Here is a 21388-nt window from a genome sequence, read left to right as displayed (position 1 = left end):
GGCCGGACGCAGACAATCGCGCGTACCGCGGGCGCGGTATCCGGGTGGCGCGGCTACCGCGCCCACAGGTGTGCTCAGCGCGCCGGCGGCGGCGCGACCCGGACCAGCCCGCTCTGGTACGCGACGACGACGAGTTGGGCCCGGTCCCGGGCGCCCAGCTTCATCATCGCCCGGTTGACGTGGGTCTTGGCGGTCAGCGGGGAGACCACCAGCCGATCGGCGATCTGCTCGTTGGACAGTCCCGCCGCCACCAGCGTGACCACCTCCCGCTCCCGCTCGGTGAGCACCCGCAGCCGCTCGGGGCCGGTCTGCGGCTCCGGCTCCGGCTGGGCCAGGAACCGGGCGATCAGTCCACGGGTGGCCTTCGGGGACAGCAGGGCGTCGCCGGCGGCGACGGTACGGATGGCGTCGAGCAGCTCGGCCGGCTCCACCCCCTTGCCGAGGAAGCCGCTGGCTCCGGCGCGCAGCGCCTGGAAGACGTACTCGTCGACCTCGAAGGTGGTCAGGATCAGCACCCGCACCCCGGCCAGGTCCTCGTCGGCGGTGATCGCGGCGGTGGCGGCCAGCCCGTCCATCTCGGGCATCCGCACGTCCATCAGCACCACGTCGGCGCGGGTGGCGCGGGCCATCTCGACGGTCTCCCGGCCGGTGGCCGCCTCACCGACGACCGTCAGGTCGGCGGCGGAGTCGATGAGCACCCGGAACCCGGCCCGCAGCAGTTTCTGGTCGTCGGCGAGCAGCACCCGGATCGTCACTCGGCCTCCTCCTCGGGGGCGGGCAGCTCGGCGCGGACCAGCCAGCCCCCACCGGGACGCGGGCCGGCGGCGAAGGTGCCGCCGACCGTCTCGGCACGCTCGCGCATCCCGAGCAGGCCGAGGCCGGCGCCGGGTCGGGCGCCGGTGGCCGGGGCGGTGCCGGGCCCGGTGTGGCCGTCCGGGACGACGTCGCCGTCCGCCTCCGCCGGCTCGGGCGTGCCGTCGTCGCGTACCTCGATGGTGACGCCGTCGGGGTCGTAGCGCAGGCGGACCGCGACGGCCGCGCCCGGCGCGTGCCGGTGCGCGTTGGTCAGCGACTCCTGGATGATCCGGTACGCCGCGACGTCCACCGCCGTGGGCAGCGGCCGGGGTTGGCCGGCGACGGTCCAGCGCACCGGCTGCCCGGAGCTGAATCCCTCCACCAGCGCGTCGAGCCGGTTGAGGCTCGGGGCGGGTTCGGTCGGCGCGTCGGACTCCTCCGTGCCGCGCAGCACGCCGAGCAGGGTGGCCAGCTCGTCGAGGACGGTCCGGCCGGCGGCGCGGACGTGCCCGAGCGCCTCCTCGGCCGCGTCGGGCTGCCCGCGCAGCAGGTGCCCGGCCACCCCGGCCTGCACGTTGATCAGCGCGATGTGGTGGGCGACCACGTCGTGCAGCTCCCGGGCGATGCGCAGGCGTTCCTCGGCGACCCGGCGCAACGCCTCCTCCTCCCGGGTCTGCTCGGCGCGCCGGGCCCGCTCCTCCAGCACCGCCACGTACGCCCGCCGGCTGCGCACCGCGTCGCCGAAGGCCACCGCGACGCCGAACCAGAGCAGCAGCACCACCACGGCCGGGTCGAGCCAGGGCACGCCGAGGGTGACCACGGCCGCGACCCCGACCGCCAGCGCGCTGGCCGCGCCGGCCGCAGCGGCGGTCCGCCGGTCGGTCCGGGTGGCGACGGTGTACGCGGCGATCGCCACGACCAGCACGAAGGGTCCCCGCGCCAAACCGGTGAGCTGCGCCAGCACCACGGCGACGGTGGCCACGGCGAGCACCGGCAGCGGGTGGCGCCGGCGCAGCGTCAACGCCCCGCAGCCGACGGCGGCGAGCAGCACCGCGCCGGCCGTGAGCGGTGCCCGGGGCGGCCCGCCGGGCGGGCTCAGCGGCAGCAGGCTCGTCACGAACAGCACGACGGCGAGCACCGCGTCGGCCACCACCGGGTGCGCCCGCGCGACCCGACGGCACTGTGCGAGGCGTCCCATGCGGCCCAACGTACGGCAGCCGCCGGACGACCGGCCGGGCGCATCGCCGGGCCGTCGCCCGGCCGTCCGGTCACCGCCGCCCGAGAGCCGGCGCGGCCGATGGCCCGGCGGTCCGGGGCGGCGCGGTGGCGGGCCCGGACACCCGTCCGCCCCGCCGCGAGGAGAGCGGCGGGGCGGTACGGGAGCGGGAGGGTCAGCGCCTGCCCGCGGCGTTGCGCTTCTTCTTGAGCTTGCGGTCGTCGCGCAGCTCGACGTACGGCTCCTCCTCCGGGGAGTGGCCGGCGGAGATCGCCCGGCCGCGCTCCAGCTCCGCGTCGAACTCGGCGCCGAGCAGGATGGCGATGTTGCTCAGCCAGAGCCAGATCAGGAAGATGATCACGCCGGCCAGGGCGCCGTAGGTCTTGTTGTAGGACCCGAAGTTGCTGACGTACAGCGCGAAGAGGCCGGAGATGACCAGCCAGATCACCACGGCCAGGATGCCGCCCGGGCTCACCCAGCGGAAGCCGCCGTGGCGGGCGTTCGGCGAGGCCCAGTAGAGGATCGCGAACATCAGGCTGACCAGGAGCAGCAGCACCGGCCACTTGGCGATGTTCCACACCGTCACCGCGGTCGAGCCGACCCCGATCGCGCTGCCCACCTGCTCGGCGAAACCGCCGGTGAAGACCACGATCACCGCGCAGGCCAGCAGCATCACACCGATCACGGCGGTCACCCCGAGCCGGATCGGCAGGGTCTTCCAGATCGGCCGGCCCTCCGGCACGTCGTAGATCGTGTTCGAGGCGCGCATGAAGGCCGCGATGTAGCCGGACGCGGACCAGAAGGCGGCGAGCAGACCGATGATCGCCGCGATGCTGGCCAGTCCGCCGGAGGCGCCCGCCTGGTCGATCGCCCCCTCGATGATCCGGCGGATGTTCTCCTCCGGGACCGCCTGGCCGACGGTGTCCTTGACACCGGTGGTGGCCCGCTCGCCGAGCAGGCCGAGCAGCGAGATCAGCACCAGCAGGCCGGGGAAGATGGAGAGCACCCCGTAGTAGGTCAGCGCGGCGGCCCAGTCGGTCAGGCTGTCGTCCTGGAACTCCTTGACCGTGCGCTTCAACGCCGCCGTCCAGCCGGAGCCGGGAAGCTCGCTCGGGCTGTCCGGGCCGTCGTCGGGGCCGACCGGCCGGCGGCGTACGTCCCGGTCCGACCGCCCGGCCTCGGCCCGGTCGCCCGGCCGGGGCCGGTCGGACACGGTGCCCGGGTTGTCGCGGTCGCGCCCGCTGCGGGCGGATGTCTCGTCGGAGGCCATGCGCCCCTCCTCGTGATCGGCGGTGTCCCCTCGACATGCCCCGACCGGGCCGGGCGTTAACCCCTCATCTGTAGAGCAGGCCCACCATCCGCCGGGACGCCACCGCCAGCCCGAGCGCGGTCAGCCCCAGCAGGTAGAACACGTCGGCCAGCCACCACCAGCCGCCCCCGCCGACGCAGACGTCGCGCAGCAGGTGCACGGAACGGTAGAGCGGGGTCACCTCGACCAGCCAGCGCAGCGCCGCAGGGTACGCCTCGGCGGGGACGAAGGTGCCGCTGAAGAGGAAGAGGACGAACTGCGCCGAGCCCATCAGGTCGAAGTCCTGCCAGCTGCGCATGAAGGTGGAGAGCGCCATGCCGGCGGAGCCGAAGGCGAAGCCGGTCAGCACCGCCGCAGGGAAGGCCAGCAGCGCCCGCCCGGCGGTGGTCAGGTCCATCGCCACCATCACCGCGAGGAAGGCCGCCGAGTACGCCGAGCCGCGCACCATCGCCCAGGACAACTCCCCCAGCGCGATCTCGAACGGGCGCACCGGCGTGGCGATGATCCCGTCGTAGAGCTTCTGGTACTTGAACTTGCCGAAGAAGTTGAAGGTGGTCTCGGCCAGCGCGCCGGTCATCGCGGACGCGGCGAGCATGGCCGGGGCGACGAACACGGCGTACTCCACCACCCGACCGTCGGGCAGGGTGAAGCCGTCGATCAGCCGACCCACCCCGACGCCGATCGAGAGCAGGTAGAGCACCGGCTCGACGAACCCGGAGATGAGCAGCAGCCAGTAGACCGACTTGAGCGCGGCCACGTTGCGCTCCACCATCGAGGCGGAGCGGCGGGCCGTGCCGGAGGTGTCGAGCAACCGGGGCAGGACGAGAGTGACCATGTGCGGCTCCTAGACCACGAGCCGGCGGCGGAAGAGGCGCACGGCCAGCGCCCAGCCGACCGCCGCCCAGGCGGCGAGGTAGAGCAGGTGGCCGACGGCGGAGGACTGCGGGGGCACGCCCAGCGTCGCCGCCCGGCACAGGTCCACCGCGTGCCAGAGCGGCGTGGCGTACGCCAGCGGGCGCAGCCCGTCGGGCAGTGACTCGACCGGGAAGAAGACCCCCGCGAAGAGCGTCATCGGGATGATCGCGAAGCGGAACAGCATGGCCAGCCAACTGTCGCTCGACACGACGGCGGCGTACGCGAACGCGGGCGCGGCCACCGCCAGGCAGAGCAGCGCCACCACCGGCAGGGTGAGCACCGCCCAGGGTGAGGCCAGCGCCCCGAACAGTGCCGTCACCAGCAGGAACGCGGCGCCGGCGGTGAGCACCCGGAACAGCACGAAGCCCAGGTGCCCGGCGACGATGTCGCCGACGCGCAGCGGCGCCGAACTCTGCGCGAAGTACGTCCTGGTCCACTGGAAGTTGCTGAACACCGGCCAGGTCGACTCGCCGATGGCCACCTGCACGGCGGTGGAGGCGAGCAGCCCGGGCACGATCCAGTCGAGATAGGGCACCCCGTCGACGCCCCGGTCGACGTACGCGCCGACGCCCAGGCCGAAGCCGACCACGGTGAGCGTCGGCAACAGGAAGGACGAGAAGACCCCGGCGCGCCAGGTGCGGCGGTAGCCGGTCAGGTAGTGCGCGAGCACCGCCAGCGCGGGCACCGCCGGCCGCGACCGCTGCGCCACGCTCACCTCGACCCCCGCCCCGCCGCCGTCCACCACCCGGCCTTCCTACCCCGGGGGTACGACAGGCCGGACCCACCCTACGGCCGGCGGGTCGAGGTGTCGCGCCGATTCACCGGTCGGCGGCGCGGGCGACGCGCAGCAGCGCGAGCAGCGCGTACCCCCACAGCACCAACCCCGCGCCGGTGCCGACGACCAACCCCGCCGAGGTCGACGAGGCGAGCGCGACCACCAGCCCGGTCAGGGCCACCAGGCACATCGCCACCGCGAGCGGCACCAGCAGCCGGTCGCGCAGCACGGGGGCGAGCGGCACGAAGTGCACGCCGACCACCGCGCAGATCAGCACCGGGACGAACTCGCCCCGTCCGGCGGCGGAGAGCAGCAGCGCGCCGAGCGCCGCCACGGCGAACTCGGCGGCGACGATGATCCCGTACCGCCGGTCGGCGCGGTGGTCCCGGGGCAGGGCCGCCGCCGCGCGGCCGGTCCGCAGCACGACGGCCGCGCCGCCGAGGGCGGTCAGCAACGCCGCGCCGCTGGCGACCACGAGCAGGGTCCGCAGCGGCTCCTCGGCCGCCGGCACGCTGAACCAGATCGTCGCGAAGACCCCCAGAACGAGCGCCGTCAGACCCGCCTGACGCCGTGATCGCACATCCACAGTCGACCCCTCCCCCGTTGCGGACGCCGATGCTACGCCGCCCCGCGCCGGGCGCGGTCAGTCGACCAGGGTGCGGCCGGTGAGGTGCAGGAAGACGTCCTCCAGGCTGCTGCGCCGGATCAGCACGGCGGCCGGCGTCAGGCCGCGTGCCTCCACCTGCGCCAGCGCCGCGTCCCCGTCACCGACGTAGAGCAGGACCCGGTCGGGCAGCACCTCCACCCGCTCCCCGAGGCCGTCGAGCTTGCCGGCGAACGTCTCCTGCGACTCGGCCGCGAAGCGCAGTTCCAGCACCTCGCGGGTGGAGTGCTGCTCGATCAGGGCGCGCGGCGAGCCCTCGGCCACGATCCGGCCGCCGTCCATCACCACCAACCGGTCGCAGAGCTGCTCGGCCTCGTCCATGTAGTGGGTGGTCAGCACCAGGGTGACCCCCTCCTGCTTGAGCCGGAACAGCCGCTCCCAGACGAGGTGCCGGGCCTGCGGGTCGAGCCCGGTGGTCGGCTCGTCGAGCAGCACGATCTCCGGCTCGTTGACCAATGCGCGGGCGATGGTCAGCCGGCGCTTCATCCCGCCGGAGAGCGGCTCGACCCGGCTGTCGGCGCGCTCGGCGAGTTGCACGAAGTCGAGCAGCTCGGCGGCGCGGCGACGGGCCGTGGAGCGCGGCACGCCGAAGTAGCGGGCGTAGGTGGTGAGGTTCTCCCGGACGGTCAGCTCGGGGTCGAGGTTGTCCAGTTGGGGGCAGACGCCGAGGCGGGACCGGATGGCGGGGCCGTCGCGGACCGGGTCCATGCCGAGGATGCGCAGCTCCCCGCCGCTGGGCGGCGAGATGCACCCGATCATGCGCATGGTGGAGGACTTGCCGGCGCCGTTGGGACCGAGGAAGCCGAAGGCTTCGCCGGGGCGTACCTCCACGTCGATGCCGTCGACGGCGGTGAAGTCGCCGAACCGCTTCACCAGCCCCCGGGCCCGGATGAGTGGTGCCGCACTGGTCACCGGCCGACCGTACCGGGGGCCTGCGACAACGACGAGGCATTTCGACATCCGCGACAAGGGGCACGGAGGCCGACACGGACGGTAGCGACCACTACGCACCGTGTCCGTTGTGACGCAATTGAGACATCGGTGCCCCAACGGGATGGTCCCGCTCCCATCCAGGGGCGAAACCGACCAAAGTGGACAGATCCTTTTCGGTCGCCGCGGAAGTCTCCCTCATTGTCAACCATTACTGACCACTAACTTACTGAAGCCCTACTCTAATGTGCTCTCTCAGAGTAATTGACAAGCCTCTTCCATTACCGACTGCAATCACATTCGGCAATGTTCCATGGTGTACGCCATTCGCGTATCGTCCCCCCTCGTGTCATCCGTACGTTCCTCCGACGGTCCCATCCCGCAGTCGCCGCAGCCCGGCCCCGGCGGTACGGGCGCCACGGTGGACGACGCCCACGTGCCGCTGCCCGCCGAGGACGCGCCGCTCGACCCGGCCCGGCCGGCGGCCGCGGATCCGCGGGAACTCGCCGCGCAATTCGAGGACGAGAAACCGGGACGCACCCTCACCGGCCCGATCGGACTACTGCTCACCGGCGCCACCGTGGCGGTCGCGCTGCTCGCGCTCGCGCAGGTCTTCGCCCCGCTCTCGCAGGGCAGCAAGTACTACCTGATCATTTTCCTGGCCGGTGTGCTGCCCATGGTCTTCCTGGCGTACCCGGCGGACCTGCCGCTGCCGTGGCGACGCACCGGCGGGCAGCAGCCGGACGCGACGCCCGGCGCGGACCGGACCCGCCCCACCGCGCCGGACTGGGTGCTGGCCGGCGCGGCGCTGCTCAGCTGCCTCTACCCGGTGCTGCCGGTCACGATCGGGGGCGCCGGTGGCGGGTACGACGCCTTCCTGGACCGGCAGGGCCTGCTGACGCCGCTCGACGTCGCGATGGGCACCGTGCTGCTGCTCCTGCTGCTGGAGGCGTGCCGGCGCACCACGGGCTGGATCCTGCCGGCGGTCTGCCTGCTCTTCCTCGGCTACGGCTACTACGGCGGGCTGCTCCCGCAGTCCCTCCCGGTGGCCCACGCCGGGCTCGACTTCGGCCAACTGGTCGACGCGTTCTACAACTCCGACAGCGGCTTCTACGGCACCCCGCTCGACGTCGCGGCCTCGTACATCGTGCTCTTCACCATCTACGGCGCGGTGCTCGACCTCTCCGGCGCCGGCCGGTTCTTCGTGGAACTCTCCGCCGCCGCCTTCCGCCGCTCCCGCACCGCCGCCGGGCGCACCGCCGTCGCCTCCGGCTTCCTGCTCGGCACCGTCTCCGGCTCGGGCGCCGCGACGACGGTCAGCATCGGCGCGGTCACCTGGCCCGTCCTGCGCAAGGCCGGCTACCCGGCCGAACGCGCCGGCGGGATGCTCGCCGCCGCCGGCGTCGGGGCGATCCTCTCCCCGCCCACCCTCGGCGCGGCCGCCTTCATCATCGCCGAGTACCTGGGCGTGTCGTACCTGCAGGTGCTCGGCTGGGCGACCGTCCCGACGGTCCTCTACTACCTCGGCATCCTGCTCGCGGTGGAGATCGACGCCCGGCGCTCCGGGGTCCGGCCGGTGGTCATCGACACCACCTCCCCGTGGCGGTTGCTCGGCCGGTTCGGCTACCACTTCCTCTCCCTGCTGGTGATCACCGGGCTGCTCGCCCTCGGCCTCTCCGCGACGAAGGCCGTCGTCGGCGCCACCGTCCTGGCCGCCGCGCTCTCCTTCCTGGACCGCCGGCGCCGGCTCACCCCGGCCCGGCTGGTCCAGGCGCTCAGCTCCGGGGTGCGCGGAGTGCTGGCGGTCAGCGCGGTCTGCGCCGCCGCCGGCATCATCACCGCCACCACCACCAAGACCGGTCTCGGCCCGCAGGCGGCGGCGCTGCTGATCAGCGGGGCGCAGGCGGTCAGCTCCGACCCGGCCGTGGTGCTGGCGCTGACCGCGCTGCTCGCCGCCGTCGCACTCACCCTGCTGGGGCTGGCGGTGCCGGTCACCGCCTCCTTCGTCATCGGCTGGGTGATCATCGGGCCGGCCCTGCTCGACCTCGGCGTCGCCGCGCCCGCCGCGGCCATGTTCGTCTTCTACTTCGCGGTGCTGTCCGAGGTCTCCCCGCCGACCGCGCTCGCCGCGGTGGCCGCCGCCGCGGTCACCGGCGGGCGGCTGGTGCCGACCATGTGGCAGACCCTGCGGTACGCCCTGCCGGCCTACCTCATCCCGCTCGCCTTCGTGATCACCCCGACCGGGCTCGGGCTGCTCGGCATCGGCGGGCCGGAACGGATCGCGGTCGCCGGGGTGGTCTGCGCGCTCAGCGTGGCCGTGCTGGCCGTGGCGGCGGGCGGCTGGCTGCCCGGCGTCGGCCCGGCCGGCACGCCGGAGCGGCTCGTCGGCGCGCTCGCCGGGCTGACGCTGCTCTGGCTCGAACCCGTGCCCGTCACGGTCGGCGCGGTCCTGGCCGCCCTGATGGTGACCGGTGCGCTCGTACGACGCGGCGCCGCCGGCCGGACCGGCGCGCCGCGGCCAGTTCCATCCGGACACCCTGGGGAGGACATTCAGTGAGACGGATCAACGTGCGGATCGCCGCCGGAGTGGGGGCGCTCGCCCTCGTCGCGGCGGGGGCCGCCGGTTGCGGGGGCCGTCAGGACGGCGCGGCGAAGGACGACGCGGCCAGCGAGGTCACCTGCAAGGTCACCGACAGCACCCGGGTCGGCATCGCCACCGGCAACGCCACCGGTGTCTACTACGTGGTCGGCAACGCCCTCGCCGGACAGCTCGCCGCCAGCACCGACGGCAAGCTCACCGGCACCGCCGCCGAGACCGGCGCCTCCGTGCAGAACATCGAGCAGCTCGTCGCCGGCCAGTACGACGTCGCCTTCTCCCTCTTCGACACCGCCGTCAACGCGGTTCAGGGCAAGGGCACCTTCACCTCGCCGCAGCCGGTCGAGGCGCTGGCCCGGATCTACGACAACTACACGCAGGTGGTCGTCCGGGCCGACTCCGGCATCAACTCGGTCGCCGACATGAAGGGCAAGAAGATCTCCACCGGCTCCCCGAAGTCCGGCACCGAGGTCATCGCCAACCGCCTGCTCACCGCCGCCGGCCTGGACCCGGCCAAGGACATCCAGGCGCAGCGCCTCGACCTGACCAAGACCGTCGAGGGGGTCAAGGACGGCAGCGTCGACGGGTTCTTCTGGTCCGGCGGCGTACCCACCGGCGGCGTGACCGACCTCTTCACCACCGCCGGCGACAAGGTGAAGTTCATCGACATCACCCCGCTGCTGCCGAAGATGACCGAACTCAACCCGGCGTACCAGGCGGGCACCATCAAGGCCGACGTCTACCGGACCGCGGCGGACACCCCGACCATCGTGGTGCCGAACGTGCTGCTGGTCCGCAAGGACCTCGACGCCAACGTCGCCTGCGCGATCACCCGCACGGTCTTCGAGAAGAAGGACGCCCTGGCCCAGGCCAACCCGGCGGCCAAGGGCATCGACCTGAACAACGCCCGCAAGACCGACCCCGTTCCGATGCACCGCGGCGCGGCCAAGGCCCTGCAGGACCTCGGCGCGAGCTGACCCACGGCGCCGGGTCCGGCCCCACCGCCCGGACCCGGCGCCCCCGACCACCACCGGGAGACCCCGTGCCGCTCCCCCGCCCCGCCCGCGTACGCCGGCACAACCGGCCCAGCGGCCACACCGACCAACTCTGGTCGGTCCGCACCCAACTCCTCGCGCCCATCCTGGTGGCCACCCTCGGCCTGGTGGTGCTCGGCGCCACCCAGACCGGCACCGCGCTGGACGCCTCCACCGACGCCGACCGCGCCCGGGTCCTCGCCGGCACCGCCACCGCCACCGTGCGCCTGGTGCACGAACTCGAACGGGAACTCGGCGAGACGGCCGCCCTGCGCCAGCGCGGCGGCACCAGCGGCCGCCCCCTCGTCGACGCGCAGCGGCGGCGGGTGGACACCGCCGTCGAGCGGTACCGTTCGGCCAGCCGGGAGGCCCGCCGCGCCGCCCCGGACCTCGGTGGCGCGCTCGACGCCGCCGACGACCACCTCTACCGCCTCGATCCGGCCCGCCGCGCGGCGACCGAGTCCGAGGCGGTCGACTCGACCTACGTGGCGCTGGTCGACTCCCTGCTCTCCGTCGCCGACGCCCTGCCGGCCCAGCTGCGCGACACCGACCTGGCCAACGCGGCCCGGGAGGTGGCGGCGGTCGCCGCCCAGGAGCACCTGGCCTCGCTGGAACGCGACCTGATCCGGGCGGTCTTCGTCCGCAGCGAACTGGCGCCGGGCGAGCTGGTCCGGCTCGGCCAGCTACGGGGCGCGCAGGAGCAGCGCCAGGCCGAGTTCTCCCGGATCGCCGACGACGAGGCACAGGCCGCGTACGCCCGGCTGGTCTCCGGCTCGGACGTGTCGACCGCCCAGCGGATGCGCGACAGCGCCGTCAACGGCGAGACCCTCCCGTCCGCGCTGAAGGTCGACGGCGACGCCTGGTTCGTGGCGCAGAGCGGACTGATCCGCCGGTACAACCTGCTCGGCCGGGAACTCTCCGAGGACCTGGACCGGCAGGCCGCCACCCTGGCCGGGGAGGCCCGGCGGCGGGCCCTGGTCACCGGCGGCGCGACCACCGCCGTGGCCGCCGCCGCGCTGCTCGCCGCCGCGCTGCTGGCGGTGCGCACCAGCCGCCGGCTGCGCCGGTTGCGGATCGCCGCGCTGACCATGGCCCACACCGAGCTGCCCGAGCGGATCACCGCTATCGCGTCCGGCGACGGCACGCCCGCCGAGGGCGCCGCCACCCGGCTCACCGCCGGCATCCGGCAGGGACGCGACGAGGTCGCCCAGGTGGCCGAGGCGTTCGACACGGTGAACCGGGCGGCCCTGCGGCTCGCCGGTGAACAGGCCGAACTGCGGCTGGACGTGACCCGGATGGCCGAGGCGCTGGCCCGGCGGATCCGGACGCTGATCACCCGGCAGCTCCGGCTGCTCGACGAGTTCGAACGCGAGGAGACCGACCCGGACGCGCTGGCCCGGCTGTTCGCCCTCGACCACCTCGCCGCCCGGATGCGCCGCAACGGGGAGAACCTGCTGGTCCTCGCCGGTGGCGAGCCCGGCCGCGCGCACGAGGGCGACCACCTGCTGGCCGACGTGGTCCGCGCCGCCGCCTCGGAGATCGAGGACTACACCCGGGTCGAGATCGACGTGCCGCCCGCCGCCGTGCACGGTTCCGCGGTGGGTTACCTGGTCCATCTCCTCGCCGAGCTGCTGGAGAACGCCACCAACTACTCCCCGCCGCACGCCCCGGTGCACGTGGACGGCCGCCGTACCGTCGACGGGCTCACCCTGCGCGTGCACGACCAGGGCATCGGCATCAGCGACAACCGGCTCGCCGAGATCAACGAGCGGCTGCTCGCCCCGGCCGTGCTCTCCAGCGCCGCGGCCGGCAGCATGGGCCTGCACGTGGTGGCCCACCTGGCGGCCCGGCACGGGATCCGGGTCCAGCTGCACAACACCGGCCATGGCACGATCGCCCAGGTCGAGGTGCCGGAGAGCGCGCTGACCCGGCTCGACGCGGTTTCCCGCCGTCCCGCTCCGAGCCGCCAGCCCTCCTCGTCGGCCGCCTGGTTCCGGCCCCGGGCCGGCACGCCGGCCACCGCGACCGCGGTGCCGTCCGGGATGTCCGGGGCACGGCCGCCCGAGACGCCGTACCACGGCCACGCCCTCGCCGAACCGGTCGGCGCGCACCACGCGCCCACGGTCTCGCTGCCGGTGATCACCCCCGGCGGCCGGGGCGCCGCACCGAGCCGGCCGCCGGCCGCCCGGGCCGCCGCCTCGCCCCCGCCCGGCCCCTCCCGTCCCCTCGCCGGTGGCCCGGTGGCGACCGGGACGGGCCTGCCCCGCCGTACCCGGGGCGGCGCGATGCCCACCGGGCTGCACCACGTCCCGCCGCCCCGGAGGGCGGACGACCCGCTGGACCCGGAGGTGGTGCGGGCCCGCCTCTCCGCCCTCGCCGAGGGCGTGGCCAGCGCGATGCGACGCAACCAGCACAACGGACCGATTGGGAGACAGCAATGACCTCACCCGTGAGCCCGGGCCTCGACTGGCTCCTGGCGAACTTCGCCGAGCAGGTGCCGGACGTCTCCCACGCCGTGGCCGTCTCCGAGGACGGGCTGCGGCTGGCCGCCTCGCCCCACCTCGCGCCCGATCAGGTGGACCAGCTCGCCGCCGTGATCAGCGGGTTGGCCAGCCTCACCGTCGGCGCGGCGCGGCTGATGTCGGCCGGGCGCGTACGGCAGCAGATCGTCGACATGGACGGCGGCGTGATGCTGGTGATGGCGGTCGGCGAGCGGGCGCTGCTCGGGGTGCTCGCCGCGCCGGGCTGCGACCTCGGTCAGGTCGGCTTCGAGACGGCGACGTTGGTGCAGCGGGTGGCCGAGGCGCTGGAACCGGCGGTCCGGGGATGATCCGCCGGTCGCTGCGGTGGCTGGCCGCGCTGCTGGTCACCGTGCTCGCCGCCGGCTGCGGGCAGGCCGAGCCCGCGCCGGACGCCTGGCACGACGGGCGGATCTTCCTGGCCACCGGCAACACCACCGGCGTGTACTACCAGCTCGGCGGCGGCTACGCCGACGTGATCAGCCGGCACCTGCCCGGGTACGAGGCGCGGGCCGAGCCGACCGGCGCCTCGGTGGAGAACATCAACCGGTTGGCCGGCGGGGACATGGAGATCGCCTTCAGCCTCGCCGACACCGCCGCCGACGCGGTCGCCGGGCGGGGCGCCTTCAACCAGCCCCAGCCGGTCCGGGCGCTGGCCCGGGTCTACAGCAACTACACCCACGTGATCGTCCGGACCGACGCGAAGATCAAGGACTTCGCGGGGTTGCGCGGCAAGCGGGTGTCCACCGGTTCGCCGAAGTCCGGCACGGACATCATCGCCGGGCGGCTGCTGACCGCCGGCGGGATGGACCCGGACCGGGACGTCCGTCGGTTCACCCTGTCCCTGCCGGAGACCGTCAAGCGGATGCGGGCGGGCGGCCTCGACGCGATGTTCTTCTCCGGTGGCCTGCCCACCCCGGGCATCGCCGACCTGCTCTCCAGCGCCCCGGGCAAGTTCGAGCTGCTGCCGATCGCCGACCTGATCGAGCCGCTCAACGCCAAGTACGGTTCGGTGTACACCACCGCTGAGCTGCCGAAGGACGTCTACCGCACCCCCAGCGGCACCCCCACCGTGACGGTGGCGAACATGATGCTGGTCGGCGCGGACATGCCGGACCAGCTCGCGTACGACCTGACCCGGCTGCTCTTCACGTACCAGGGTGACCTGATCAGGGTGCACCCGGAGGCGGGCAACTTCACCCGGCAGAGCGCCGCCGGCACCGATCCGATCCCGCTGCACCCGGGCGCGGCCCGCTTCTACCAGGGCGGCTGACGCGGGTCAGACGTCCGCCGGGGCGGTGGCGACCCGGGCGTCGGCGACCAGCCGGTCGGTCTCGGCCAGCACCGCGTCGTCGTCGGCCGGGGTGCCGGGGTCGAACCGGACCGTCCAGGCCAGTCCGTCCACACCGGCCACCCGCCGGGCCGCGATCCGGCCGGCGCCGCCGGGCACCGGGTGGTGCGCGGTGTACGCCACCGAACGGGTGACCCGGGCCCGCACCTGGTGCGGCAGGTCGCCCGGGTCGAGCAGCAGGTACGTCTCGGCGGGACAGTCGGCGACCACCTGGTAGCCGTCCCGCTCGGTCAGCGGCTCGGCCGGGGTGACGGTCAGCTCGCGACCGGACCAGACCGCCTTGAGGATGTCGTGCCAGCCCAGCCGGTGCCCCCGGCCGGGCAGCCAGAGCCCGAGGTTACTGGCGACCAGCACTCCGTCGCCCTCGCCGTTGCCGGCGGTGGCCCAGGCCAGCACCCGCTCGTCGGCGGCGAGCGGGGGCCGGACGGCGGGCGGCAGCTTCGGCTTGCGGCTGAACAGTCCCATCACAGTCCTCCCGCGGCCTGCTCGCGCAGCGCCCGCGCGTGCTGCTCCAGCGAGAGCAGTTCCCCGAAGAGGGCGAAGTACTCGTCCTTGTTGTTCACCGGGTTGATCCGCTGGATCTTGGATTTGAGGTCCCGGATCCGGGCGGTGACCGAGCCCCACTGGAGCCGGGCCATGGTCACCGACACGTATCGCGGGTCGGGCTCGCCGGCGATGCGCAGCGGCTCCACGGCCAGTTCGCCGACGACCGCCCGGGCGGCCAGGTCCTCGCAGGCGTCGCGGACCGACTCGATCCACACCGCGCCGCCGGCCGCCGCCGATGCCCCGCCGGCCGCCGCGATCGCCGACCGCACCGCCTGGTGCACCGGATGCCGGTACTCCGGCGCCTCGACGGCGTCGAACATCGGCCCGGCCAGCACCGGCTCCTGGAGGGCGAGCTTCAGCGCCTCCCGCTCGACCATCGACTGCGGGCTGTCCACGGCCGGCTCGGGCGCGGCGGCGCGGGACCGGGTCGGCGCGGTGGCGTCCCGGTCACCGGTCGGGGCGTTGCCGGCGGCGAGCACCGCCCGCTGCACCGGCTCGATCTCCATGCCGAGGTCGCCGGCGAGCTTGCGCACGTACTCCGGGCGCTTCTCCCGGTCCTTGATCTTGGCGACCAGGGGGGCGGCGCGGCGCATCGCCTCCACCCGGCCGTCGACCGTGTCGAGGTCGTACCGGCTGATCACGTGGCGCAGCGCGAAGTCCACCAGCGGCTCGCGGCGGGCGACCAGGTCGCGGACCGCGAGGTCGCCCTTGGCCAGGCGCAGCTCGCACGGGTCCATGTTGTCGGGGCTGACCGCGATGAAGGTACGGCCCACGAAGCGCTGGTCGTCCTCGAACGCGCGCAGCGCCGCCTTCTGACCGGCGGCGTCCCCGTCGAAGGTGAAGATGATCTCGCCGGCCACCGCGTCGGTGTCCAGCAGGAGCCGGCGCAGCACGCCGATGTGGTCGGCGCCGAAGGCGGTGCCGCAGGTGGCGACCGCGGTCGGCACACCGGCCAGGTGGCAGGCCATCACGTCGGTGTAGCCCTCGACGACGACCACCTTGCCCTGCTTGGCGATCTCCCGCTTGGCCTGGTCGATGCCGTAGAGCACGTGCGACTTCTTGTAGATCGGCGTCTCGGGGGTGTTGAGGTACTTCGGGCCGTCGTCGTCGTCGAAGAGCTTGCGGGCGCCGAAGCCGATCACGTCGCCGGCCAGGTCGCGGATCGGCCAGAGCAGTCGGCGGCGGAACCGGTCGATCAGCGACCCCGAGCGGGCCGGACGGGACAGCCCCGCCGTGACCAGCTCGTCATGGCTGAACCCCTGCTGGCGCAGGTGCTTGGTGAGCAGGTCCCAGGCCTCGGGGGCGAAGCCGCAGCCGTAACGTTCGGCGGCGGCCCGGTCGAAGCCGCGCTGGGCCAGGAACTCCCGGGCCGGTCGCGCGCCGGCCGTGGTGAGCTGGGCCTGGTAGAACTCCACCGCGGCGGCGTGCGCGGCCACCAGCCGCTGCTTCTGCCCCTGCTGCGGACGGCTGCGCGGGGCGGCCTGGTCGCCCTCCACGTAGCGCAACTGGAGGCCGGCCCGGGCGGCGAGCCGCTCGACGGACTCGACGAAACTGAGGTGCTCGGCGTCCATCAGGAACTTGATCGCGTCGCCGCCGACCCCGCAGCCGAAGCAGTAGAAGACGTTGCGCGCGGGCGAGACGTTGAACGACGGGCTCTTCTCGTCGTGGAACGGGCAGAGCCCCTTGAGGTTGCCGCCGCCGGCCGACCGGAGGGTCACCGTGTCCGAGATGACCTCGGCGATGGAGGTGCGCTCCCGGACCAGCGCGATGTCCTCGTCCCGGATCCGCCCAGCCATTCAGTGCCACCCCCTCGGCCCTACATCCTGCCCTGCCGCGGCGGCGATCCGTAGGGCGGGGGACGGGCGTGTGGCGGACGCCCCGGGTCAGCGCGGGCGGCGGTGCAGCCAGCGGGTGACCGGCGGCGGGTCCTCCTCGTCGTACGACCGGGCGGCCCGCACCGCGGCGGCCAGGCCGAACCGGCGGCCCCGGGCCGGCTGCGGGTTGGCCGCCGGGTCCCGGCCCATGTCGCGCAGCAGCGCCACGGCGAGCCCGAGCATCACCACCACGAACGGCAGCGCCACCATGATCGTCGCTTGTTGCAGGGCGGCGAGGCCGCCGGCGAGCAGCAGCGCGGCGGCGACCGCCCCGATCAGCACACCCCAGAGCACCACGAGCACCCGGTGCGGGCGCAGCGCGCCGCCGGAGGTGAGCGAACCCAGCACCAGCGACGCCGAGTCGGCGCTGGTGACGAAGTAGAGCGCGATGAGGACCATGGCCAGCACGCTGGTGACGGTCGCCAGCGGCAGTGCCCCCAGCAGGCCGAAGAGCGCCTGCTCGCTGCCCGCCCCGACGTCCGCCACCAGGTCGCGGGCGCCGGTGGCCTGGGCGCGCAGCGCGCTGCCGCCCATGATCGCGAACCAGATGGCGCTGGCCCCGCTGGGCACCAGCAGCACCCCTACCAGGAACTGGCGTACGGTCCGCCCCCGCGAGATGCGGGCGATGAAGGTGCCGACGAACGGCGCCCAGGAGATCCACCAGGCCCAGTAGAAGATCGTCCAGGAGCCGAGCCAGGCCGGGTCGGAGAAGGCGCCGGTACGGGTGGACATGAACACCAGGTTGCTCAGGTAGTCACCGACCGACGCGGGCAGCACCTCCAGCGTGTAGATCGTCGGCCCCACCACGAACACGAACACCATCAGCAGCACGGCCAGCAGGACGTTGGTGGTGGAGAGCCACTTGACGCCCCGGTGCAGCCCGGAGAAGGCCGACACGACGAAGGCCGACGTGAGCGCGCCGATCACGATCAGCTCCACCGCCCGGGTGTCCGGTACGCCGGCCACCAGGTCCAGCCCGGCGGCCACCTGGAGCGCGCCGAGCCCGAGGCTGGTGGCCGAGCCGAAGACCGTGGCGAAGACGGCGAGCAGGTCGACGGCCCGACCGGCCGGCCCGTCGGCCCGCGCGCCGAGCAGCGGTCGGAAAGCGGCCGAGATCCGGTTGTCCCGCCCCTTGCGAAAGGTCGAGTAGGCCAGCGCGAGTGCGGTGACGGCGTAGATCCCCCACGGGTGCAGCGTCCAGTGGAAGAGCGTGTACTGCATCGCCGCCGCGCCGGCCGCCGGGGTCTGCGCGGCGATGCCGGTGGCCGGCGGTGGCGCGGCGTAGTGCTGGATCGGCTCGGCCACCGCGAAGAAGACGAGGCCGATCCCCATCCCGGCGCTGAACATCATGGCGATCCAGGCCAGCGTGCTGAACTCCGGCTCGTCGTCGTCGGCGCCCAGCCGGATCCGGCCGTACCGGGAGGCCGCGATGACCACCGCGAGCACCAGGAAGGCGTCCGCCGCGACGACGAAGAACCAGCCGAAGGTGTCGATCACCCAGGCCAGCCCGGACTCCCCGAAGCCGGCCAGCGAACTGCGGGCCGACACGCCCCAGAGCACCACCGCCAGCACCCCACCGACGCCCAGCGCGAGCACCACCGGATCGGGGCGCCTGCTCGCTCCCGGACCCGCGTCCTGCACCCGCTCCGCCATGGTCACATCGTGCCGCCGACCGCCCCTTCCATCAGCGATATCCCCTCATCTCACCCACCCACCCGTACCAGCCGCCCGACACCCACCCACCCGAACACCCCACCCCGCCGCCCCGGCCCCGCGATCTTGCACTTGTGGTGGGCACGTAAAGGACATATAGGCCCGAATCCCCAACCTGAACTGCAAGATCGGCGCGGGGAGGGAGGCGGGGAGGGAGGCGGGGAGGGAGGCGGGGAGGGAGGCGGGGAGGGAGGCGGGGTGGGGAGGCGGGGTGGGGAGGCGGGGTGGGGAGGGGGTGGGTGGGGTGGGTGGGGCCGGGTGGGGCGGGCCGCGTTCAGGGGGGTGAGGGGGCGACCCGACCCACCCGGCGCCCGGTGGGGGCGGGGGTGATGTCGAGGGCGTCGTAACCGGTGGTGGCCGGGAGGTGAGCGACGCTCGCAGCATTGTGTGACGACGGCCGGCCCGGGGGCAGACCCGGACCGGCCGTCGTTACGCGATTGTCGTAAACCCGGTGGACGTTCAGCCTCGAACGGCGGCCACGGCCTCCGCGAGCCGCCGCACACCCTCGTCGATCCGGTCCGCGGTCACGGCGGAGAACGCCAGCCGCAGCGCGTGCCGACCGCCGTCGACCATGAAGTCGCTCCCCTTCACCACAGCCACACCGCGCTCGGCGGCGGCCGGGGCGAGCTTCTCCACGTCCACGTCCTCGCCGAACTCGACCCAGAGGAAGTAGCCGCCGTCCGGCTCCACGAAGCTGGCCTCCGGGATGTGCCGGCGCAGCGACTCGGCCAGCACCCGGGCCCGCTCACCGAGGGCGGTCGAGACCGTCTCGATCGAACGCCGGATGTCGCCGGAGACGCAGAACTGGTGCACGATCGCCTCGGAGACCATGCCGGGCGAGATGTAGAGGTTGGTCGCCTTCTTGGCGATGTCGGCGATCAGGTCCGCCGGCCCGACCAGGTAACCGACCCGGACACCCGGGCAGACCGTCTTGGTGAAGCTGGAGGCGTGCACCACGACGTCGCGGGTGTCGAGCGAGAGCATCGACGGCAGCTGCTCGCCCCGGAACCGGATGTCCGCGTACGGGTCGTCCTCGAAGATGGTGAACTCGTACTCGGCCGCCAGGTCGAGCAGCTCACGCCGCTTCTCCAGGGAGAGGGTCACGCCCGCCGGGTTCTGGTAGTTCGGGATGACGTGCGCGAGCCGGGGCCGCACCCCGGACTCCAGCAGCTTGCGCAGCTCGGCGGTGTCCAGGCCGTCCGGCTGGATCGTGACGCCGTGCACCTCGCCACCCATCTTCTGCAGGTTGAGCAGCGTCCGGTCGTACGTCGGGCGCTCCACGACCACCGCGTCGCCGCGCCGGACCAGGTGGTCGAAGAGGAACGCGTCGGCCTGGAGCGAACCGTTGGTGACCAGCACCTGCTCCGGGGTGACTCCGTGCTTCTCCGCGATCCACCTGCGCAGGGGCGGGTACCCGACGGAGGTGCCGTACGCCGTCACCCCGGCGGGGTCGGCGTCGAAGGCACGGACGGCGGCGGCCTTGAGACCCTCGACATCCACGATGTCCAGCGAGGGAGCTCCACGGGCGAACGAGATCAGCTGCTCGGCGGTCATGCGCACGAGCCTAGGGCCTGCCCCGGCGACTCCGACCGGCATACACGCCAAGTTCAACATGCGGGCAGACGAGCGGTCGGCGGACGTGAGCCCGCCTCCCGTCCGTCCCGGCGGGGGCTGCTCCGACAACCCCCGACACCGGCGGTCAGCCGACCTGGAGGCGCTGCTGCGACCAGACCCGCATCAGGTCGCGTACGGAGATCACGCCGGCCACCTCCCGGCCGTCCAGCACCACCAGGTGCCGGAAGCCGCCCCGGGCCATCGCCGCGGCCGCCTCCTCCACCGTCCAGTCCGGACCGGCGTAGACGACCTCCCAGCTCACATGCTCCGCGACCCGTTCCACGTCGCAGTCCTGCCCGGCACCGATCGCATAGAGCACGTCGCGTTCGGTCATGATGCCGACCCCTTCGGAGTCCGGGTCGATCACCACCGCCGAGCCGACCCGGCGGGCCGACATCATCCGGGCCGCCTGACGGAGCGTGTGCTCCGGACCGACCACGAGAACCTGCTTGGACATCGCTTCGCGAACCTGCATCACGCATCACCCCTTTGGGACGGCGGCACCCGGCCCCCACATGGTGGGCCCACACGGCAGATCAGGACAAGACCGGGCATCGGCGCGGGCGGCGTCGGCTCGCTACTGTCGTGACGTGCCCACCGAGCCTCTCCGCTGCGCCGGCGCGCTGATCGTGGACGACGACGGCCGCCTCTTCGTCCAGCGCCGGTCTGCCGAGCGGCGCCTCTTCGCCGCGCTCCGGTCGATCGGACGGTGAACTCCGACGTCGACCTGCCGCCGCACCGGTTCGCCGGGCTGGTCGCCCCGGCGGTCGAGCGGACCTTCGTCGCGGGCATGCTCGCCGGCCGCGACGGCGGCGGCGCCGAGCTGAGCCAACGGTACGGCGGGCCGGCCGCCACCGGCTTCCTGGTCGAGTTCCGCACCCGGCTCGCCGCGCCCGGCGGGGTGGTCGACGGGGCGGGCTTCGCCGCCGTCACCCGGCACCGGGACCCGGCCACCTGCCAGCGGGTGCTGGACAAGCACGTCGCGCACGGCACGATCGTCCGCCGGCCGGACGGCGGCTTCGCCGCCACCGAACGCGGCGCCGACTTCCTCACCGAGATGTACCAGGTGCACGGCGAGGTCACCGAGGAGCTGTGGGCCGGGCACGACGACCGGGTGCTGCGGCTGGTCGAGGCGTTCGGCCGGCTGCTCGCGTACGCGCTGCTGCTGGCCGAGGAGCCGGAGGCCGAGCCCGGGCCGGCCTTCGCCGCCATGGCCCCGCCGTACGAGCCGGACGGCACCCCGCCAGGGGTGCTGCTGCTCAACCGGCTCGGCACGCTGCGTTACCACCGGGCCGACGCGCACGCCGCGGCGTGGACCGCCGCCGGGCACACCGCCACCAGCGTCGACGAGCTGCCGGAGGGGCCGGAGCGCCGGGCGATCGACCTGGAGACGGATCGTCGGGCCGCCGGCCCGTACGCGGTGCTCAGCGCCGAGGAGCGGCTGGCCGTGCTGGCCGACCTGGCCGCCCTGCCCGGCTGATCAACCGGTTGGCGACGGGCCGCCCGTCACGCGGGGCTATCCTCCTCGGTGACCTGG

19 protein-coding genes are annotated in these 21388 nt (G+C 73.8%); 7 read left to right on the top strand and 12 right to left on the bottom strand.

All coding sequences use genetic code 11. The features are described from left to right. Positions 1 to 74: 74 nt before the first annotated feature. The 7 genes from ACPFP2_RS05410 to ACPFP2_RS05380 all read right to left on the bottom strand — a co-directional run bounded on the left by ACPFP2_RS05410 (position 75) and on the right by ACPFP2_RS05380 (position 6586). Positions 75 to 755 (bottom strand): response regulator, encoded by a 681-nt coding sequence (locus tag ACPFP2_RS05410; RefSeq protein WP_424086696.1) that lies wholly within the window; start codon positions 753 to 755, stop codon positions 75 to 77. Then, positions 752 to 1993, bottom strand: a complete 1242-nt coding sequence (locus ACPFP2_RS05405) for a sensor histidine kinase (protein ID WP_424086694.1) — start codon at positions 1991 to 1993, stop codon at positions 752 to 754. Before ACPFP2_RS05405 ends, ACPFP2_RS05410 begins: the two co-directional genes overlap by 4 nt. A gap of 193 nt (positions 1994 to 2186) precedes the next feature. After that, the gene (locus ACPFP2_RS05400; protein ID WP_424086692.1) at positions 2187 to 3281 is read right to left on the bottom strand and encodes a YihY/virulence factor BrkB family protein; all 1095 of its coding nucleotides are present in this window, start codon (positions 3279 to 3281) and stop codon (positions 2187 to 2189) included. Positions 3282 to 3345: 64 nt separating this feature from the next. Further along, positions 3346 to 4155, bottom strand: a complete 810-nt coding sequence (locus ACPFP2_RS05395; protein WP_424086690.1) for an ABC transporter permease — start codon at positions 4153 to 4155, stop codon at positions 3346 to 3348. A gap of 9 nt (positions 4156 to 4164) precedes the next feature. Then, positions 4165 to 4950 carry an ABC transporter permease gene (locus tag ACPFP2_RS05390; RefSeq protein WP_424086968.1) on the bottom strand — a complete coding sequence of 262 codons (786 nt, stop codon included), beginning with the start codon at positions 4948 to 4950 and terminating at the stop codon, positions 4165 to 4167. A 103-nt stretch (positions 4951 to 5053) separates the two neighbouring features. Further along, the gene (locus tag ACPFP2_RS05385) at positions 5054 to 5590 is read right to left on the bottom strand and encodes a hypothetical protein (protein WP_424086688.1); all 537 of its coding nucleotides are present in this window, start codon (positions 5588 to 5590) and stop codon (positions 5054 to 5056) included. 63 nt (positions 5591 to 5653) lie between these two features. Continuing rightward, a complete protein-coding gene (locus ACPFP2_RS05380) occupies positions 5654 to 6586 on the bottom strand; it encodes an ABC transporter ATP-binding protein (protein WP_424086686.1) in 933 nt (310 codons plus the stop codon). Between the two features lie 454 nt (positions 6587 to 7040). On the opposite strand from ACPFP2_RS05380, the gene ACPFP2_RS05375 reads away from it, so the two are divergent. From ACPFP2_RS05375 to ACPFP2_RS05355, 5 genes are all read left to right on the top strand, one after another. Then, positions 7041 to 9161, top strand: coding sequence for a TRAP transporter permease (locus tag ACPFP2_RS05375; RefSeq protein WP_424086966.1), 2121 nt, complete (start codon positions 7041 to 7043; stop codon positions 9159 to 9161). Continuing rightward, a complete protein-coding gene (locus tag ACPFP2_RS05370; RefSeq protein ID WP_424086684.1) occupies positions 9158 to 10177 on the top strand; it encodes a TAXI family TRAP transporter solute-binding subunit in 1020 nt (339 codons plus the stop codon). The genes ACPFP2_RS05375 and ACPFP2_RS05370 overlap by 4 nt, the downstream gene beginning before the upstream one ends. A 65-nt stretch (positions 10178 to 10242) precedes the next feature. After that, complete coding sequence (locus ACPFP2_RS05365; protein WP_424086682.1) at positions 10243 to 12675, top strand: nitrate- and nitrite sensing domain-containing protein; 2433 nt, start codon at positions 10243 to 10245, stop codon at positions 12673 to 12675. Beyond that, on the top strand, positions 12672 to 13064 hold the full coding sequence (locus ACPFP2_RS05360; RefSeq protein WP_424086680.1) for a roadblock/LC7 domain-containing protein: 393 nt from the start codon (positions 12672 to 12674) through the stop codon (positions 13062 to 13064). Before ACPFP2_RS05365 ends, ACPFP2_RS05360 begins: the two co-directional genes overlap by 4 nt. Beyond that, on the top strand, positions 13061 to 14026 hold the full coding sequence (locus ACPFP2_RS05355; RefSeq protein WP_424086677.1) for a TAXI family TRAP transporter solute-binding subunit: 966 nt from the start codon (positions 13061 to 13063) through the stop codon (positions 14024 to 14026). The genes ACPFP2_RS05360 and ACPFP2_RS05355 overlap by 4 nt, the downstream gene beginning before the upstream one ends. Positions 14027 to 14032: 6 nt before the next feature. Here the strand turns inward: ACPFP2_RS05355 and ACPFP2_RS05350 are convergent, their stop codons facing one another. The 5 genes from ACPFP2_RS05350 to ACPFP2_RS05330 all read right to left on the bottom strand — a co-directional run bounded on the left by ACPFP2_RS05350 (position 14033) and on the right by ACPFP2_RS05330 (position 20326). Further along, complete coding sequence (locus tag ACPFP2_RS05350) at positions 14033 to 14569, bottom strand: hypothetical protein (protein WP_424086675.1); 537 nt, start codon at positions 14567 to 14569, stop codon at positions 14033 to 14035. Then, positions 14569 to 16446 (bottom strand): DNA primase, encoded by a 1878-nt coding sequence (gene dnaG / locus ACPFP2_RS05345; protein ID WP_424086673.1) that lies wholly within the window; start codon positions 16444 to 16446, stop codon positions 14569 to 14571. The genes ACPFP2_RS05350 and dnaG overlap by 1 nt, the downstream gene beginning before the upstream one ends. A gap of 87 nt (positions 16447 to 16533) precedes the next feature. Continuing rightward, on the bottom strand, positions 16534 to 18177 hold the full coding sequence (locus tag ACPFP2_RS05340; RefSeq protein WP_424086671.1) for a BCCT family transporter: 1644 nt from the start codon (positions 18175 to 18177) through the stop codon (positions 16534 to 16536). A gap of 519 nt (positions 18178 to 18696) precedes the next feature. Then, positions 18697 to 19791: a PLP-dependent aminotransferase family protein gene (locus ACPFP2_RS05335; RefSeq protein ID WP_424086669.1), complete on the bottom strand. Its 1095-nt coding sequence runs from the start codon at positions 19789 to 19791 to the stop codon at positions 18697 to 18699. A gap of 145 nt (positions 19792 to 19936) precedes the next feature. Next, positions 19937 to 20326 carry a cyclic nucleotide-binding/CBS domain-containing protein gene (locus ACPFP2_RS05330; RefSeq protein ID WP_424086667.1) on the bottom strand — a complete coding sequence of 130 codons (390 nt, stop codon included), beginning with the start codon at positions 20324 to 20326 and terminating at the stop codon, positions 19937 to 19939. A 115-nt stretch (positions 20327 to 20441) separates the two neighbouring features. Between ACPFP2_RS05330 and ACPFP2_RS05325 the strand changes: the two genes are divergently transcribed. Together ACPFP2_RS05325 and ACPFP2_RS05320 are read left to right on the top strand one after the other, a co-directional pair. Next, positions 20442 to 20564, top strand: a complete 123-nt coding sequence (locus ACPFP2_RS05325) for a hypothetical protein (protein ID WP_424086666.1) — start codon at positions 20442 to 20444, stop codon at positions 20562 to 20564. Next, complete coding sequence (locus ACPFP2_RS05320; RefSeq protein WP_424086664.1) at positions 20561 to 21331, top strand: hypothetical protein; 771 nt, start codon at positions 20561 to 20563, stop codon at positions 21329 to 21331. The genes ACPFP2_RS05325 and ACPFP2_RS05320 overlap by 4 nt, the downstream gene beginning before the upstream one ends. The last annotated feature ends 57 nt before the right edge of the window (positions 21332 to 21388 follow it).

The organism is Micromonospora citrea (assembly GCF_049629545.1).
GTDB lineage: Bacteria > Actinomycetota > Actinomycetes > Mycobacteriales > Micromonosporaceae > Micromonospora > Micromonospora citrea_A.
The sequence above is the reverse complement of the archived record's forward strand: the minus strand, read 5'-3'. Positions and strand labels throughout refer to the sequence as shown.

Coding starts and splice junctions, on each gene's coding strand:
- ACPFP2_RS05405 (WP_424086694.1), bottom strand. CDS start 1,993: ATGGGACGCCTCGCACAGTGCCGTCGGGTCGCGCGGGCGCACCCGGTG.
- ACPFP2_RS05400 (WP_424086692.1), bottom strand. CDS start 3,281: ATGGCCTCCGACGAGACATCCGCCCGCAGCGGGCGCGACCGCGACAAC.
- ACPFP2_RS05395 (WP_424086690.1), bottom strand. CDS start 4,155: ATGGTCACTCTCGTCCTGCCCCGGTTGCTCGACACCTCCGGCACGGCC.
- ACPFP2_RS05360 (WP_424086680.1), top strand. CDS start 12,672: ATGACCTCACCCGTGAGCCCGGGCCTCGACTGGCTCCTGGCGAACTTC.
- ACPFP2_RS05355 (WP_424086677.1), top strand. CDS start 13,061: ATGATCCGCCGGTCGCTGCGGTGGCTGGCCGCGCTGCTGGTCACCGTG.
- ACPFP2_RS05350 (WP_424086675.1), bottom strand. CDS start 14,569: ATGGGACTGTTCAGCCGCAAGCCGAAGCTGCCGCCCGCCGTCCGGCCC.
- dnaG (WP_424086673.1), bottom strand. CDS start 16,446: ATGGCTGGGCGGATCCGGGACGAGGACATCGCGCTGGTCCGGGAGCGC.
- ACPFP2_RS05340 (WP_424086671.1), bottom strand. CDS start 18,177: ATGGCGGAGCGGGTGCAGGACGCGGGTCCGGGAGCGAGCAGGCGCCCC.
- ACPFP2_RS05335 (WP_424086669.1), bottom strand. CDS start 19,791: ATGACCGCCGAGCAGCTGATCTCGTTCGCCCGTGGAGCTCCCTCGCTG.
- ACPFP2_RS05330 (WP_424086667.1), bottom strand. CDS start 20,326: ATGCAGGTTCGCGAAGCGATGTCCAAGCAGGTTCTCGTGGTCGGTCCG.